A 2,828-nucleotide genomic window follows, 5' to 3' on the forward strand; every position below is an offset into this window, starting at 1 on the left:
TCCTTCCAGCGGGCGGCGAGCATGCGGGCCCGCGCCGAGGGCTCCTTGTGCTCGGCCCCGTCGGCCCACCTGATGTCGAACTCCCGCTCGGTGTCGTCCGGTTCGGACATCCCCGCAGACCCCCGTCCGTGTTCTCGAAGTTCTGGAAGTTCTCGAACCTTCGTACCGGAAACCATACGACGGTGCCCCCGTCCCGAGAAACCGGGGCGGGGGCACCGTACGGACACCGACTACGCGTCGATCACACGTCGAAGTACAGCTCGAACTCGTGCGGGTGCGGACGCAGCTGCAGCGGGGCGATCTCGTTCGTCCGCTTGAAGTCGATCCACGTCTCGATCAGGTCCGGCGTGAAGACGTCGCCCTGGAGGAGGAACTCGTGGTCGGCCTCGAGGGAGTCGAGGACGGCCGGGAGGGAGGTCGGGACCTGGGCGACGTTCGCGTGCTCCTCGGGAGCCAGCTCGTACAGGTCCTTGTCGATCGGCTCGGCCGGCTCGATCTTGTTCTTGATGCCGTCCAGGCCCGCGAGCAGCAGCGCCGAGAAGGCCAGGTACGGGTTGCCGGAGGAGTCGGGCGCGCGGAACTCGACGCGCTTGGCCTTCGGGTTGGAGCCCGTGATCGGGATACGCATGGCCGCGGAGCGGTTGCGCTGGGAGTAGACGAGATTGATCGGCGCCTCGAAGCCCGGCACCAGACGGTGGTAGGAGTTCACCGTCGGGTTGGTGAAGGCCAGCAGCGACGGGGCGTGCTTGAGGATGCCGCCGATGTAGTAGCGGGCGGTGTCCGACAGGCCCGCGTAACCGGCCTCGTCGTAGAAGAGCGGGGAGCCGCCGGCCCACAGGGACTGGTGGACGTGCATGCCCGAGCCGTTGTCACCGAAGATCGGCTTCGGCATGAAGGTGGCGGTCTTGCCGTTCTTCCACGCCACGTTCTTCACGATGTACTTGAAGAGCTGGAGGTCGTCGGCCGCGGCGAGCAGCGTGTTGAACTTGTAGTTGATCTCGGCCTGGCCGGCGGTGCCCACCTCGTGGTGCTGGCGCTCGACCTGGAGGCCGGACGCGGCCAGCTGCAGGGAGATCTCGGCCCGCAGGTCGGCGAAGTGGTCGACCGGCGGGGTCGGGAAGTAGCCGCCCTTGTAGCGGACCTTGTAACCGCGGTTGTTCTCGACCGCACCGGTGTTCCAGGCGCCGGCCTCGGAGTCGATGTGGTAGAAGCTCTCGTTCGCCGAGGTGGAGAAACGCACGCTGTCGAAGACGTAGAACTCGGCCTCGGGACCGAAGTACGCGGTGTCGGCGATGCCGGTCGACGCGAGGTAGGCCTCGGCCTTCTTCGCCACGTTCCGCGGGTCACGGCTGTACTGCTCGCCGGTGATCGGGTCGTGGATGAAGAAGTTGATGTTCAGCGTCTTGTCACGGCGGAAGGGGTCGACCCGGGCGGTCGACAGGTCCGCGCGCAGCGCCATGTCGGACTCGTGGATGGCCTGGAAGCCGCGGATCGACGAGCCGTCGAAGGCGAGCTCCTCGTCCGGGTCGAACGCCTCGACGGGCAGCGTGAAGTGCTGCATGACGCCCGGCAGGTCGCAGAAACGGACGTCGACGAACTTGACGTCCTCGTCCGCGATGAACTTCTTGGCCTCGTCGGCGTTCTGGAACATCCAGCTCCTCCTACTCCCGACCGTTCCTGGACCGGGGTGGTAGTTCGTTCGTGCGGCCAGTGCGGTGGCACACGCTGTCCTCGACCCTAGGGACGGGTGGTTTCTCCGGCGTGACCCATTTGTTTCGCACAAGTTAACCGGACATCGTCGACCCGGCCCCACCTGTCCGCATCCCGAAACGCCGGCAGTACCGTGGACGCGTGGACAAGAGGGATGCAATCGGATCGTGGCTCTCCGGCCCCCGCGCGGCCGCCGAGGATGCCGGTGTCGACTTCGGATACCGCGGACAGCAGCTCGGCCTGCCCGAGGAGGGGTCCGGGTCGATCGCCCGCCCCGCGAGGAGGCTGGGCGCACTCGCCGTGGACTGGGCGATGAGCGTCCTGATTGCATCCCGGCTCATCACGCAGAGCTATGGCGATCCCGCGACCTCGAACTGGGCCCTGCTGGTGTTCTTCCTGATGAGCGCCCTCACCGTCGGCACCATCGGCTTCACTCCGGGCAAGCGTCTGTTCGGCCTGCGCGTGATCGCCCTGGAGACCGGCCGGGTCAGCCCCGCGCGCGCCCTGCTGCGCACGGTCCTGCTCTGCCTCGCCGTCCCGGCCCTGATCTGGGACCGCGACGGCCGGGGCCTGCACGACCGGCTCGCCAGGACCGTGGAAGTGCGGATCTGACGGCACCCTTCGCCGCTGTCGCTCACCGGCGGTCCCCTTTGTCGCTCGCTGACAGTCCCGGCGACGAACATGCGCGGCCATTGACTATGGGTCAGTGGGGCTGAGCTCCTAGCGTCTGGCACCCGAGCAACTCTCCCCCGTTGCGAAGGGACCCTCCGGACCGATGAAGAGATCCGCCCTCGTCACAGCCCTCGCCGCGCTCGCCGCCCTCGCCCCCGCTCTGCTGGGCGGCGGCCTCGTCTCCGCGGCACCCCGGACCTCCGCCGCGGCCGCGTGCACGGCCGCCGAGCAGGAGGTCTACACACCCCCCGCCACCGTCCCGGCCACCCCCGGCACCGTGCTGGCCTGCCGTTCCGTGGCGCTGAGCCAGGTGCCGGGCAACAGCGCCATGGCCGCCTGGAAGGTGCTCTACAGCTCCACCGACAACCAGGGCCGGCCCGTCGCCGTCTCCGGCACCCTCGCCGGCCCGGCGGCCCCCTGGACCGGCACCTGGCTCAGCGCCACGG

At 68.6% G+C, this 2,828-nt stretch carries 2 protein-coding genes and 1 pseudogene; 2 read left to right on the forward strand and 1 reads right to left on the reverse strand.

Annotated features, from left to right (window positions below):
* Positions 1 to 241: 241 nt before the first annotated feature.
* A complete protein-coding gene (gene glnA / locus EHS43_RS41790) occupies positions 242 to 1,651 on the reverse strand; it encodes a type I glutamate--ammonia ligase (protein ID WP_125195707.1) in 1,410 nt (469 codons plus the stop codon).
* A gap of 200 nt (positions 1,652 to 1,851) precedes the next feature.
* Between glnA and EHS43_RS41795 the strand changes: the two genes are divergently transcribed.
* Positions 1,852 to 2,322, forward strand: coding sequence for an RDD family protein (locus EHS43_RS41795; protein WP_125195708.1), 471 nt, complete (start codon positions 1,852 to 1,854; stop codon positions 2,320 to 2,322).
* 163 nt (positions 2,323 to 2,485) lie between these two features.
* Positions 2,486 to 2,828 (forward strand): annotated as a pseudogene (locus EHS43_RS41800) (triacylglycerol lipase); the annotation flags it as partial.

Origin of the sequence: Streptomyces sp. RP5T (genome assembly GCF_003933965.1) — a bacterium.
In the GTDB taxonomy this organism is placed as follows: Bacteria; Actinomycetota; Actinomycetes; order Streptomycetales; family Streptomycetaceae; genus Streptomyces.

What these genes read in the sequence shown, in the direction of transcription:
- glnA (WP_125195707.1), bottom strand. Translation starts at nt 1,651, where the DNA reads ATGTTCCAGAACGCCGACGAGGCCAAGAAGTTCATCGCGGACGAGGAC.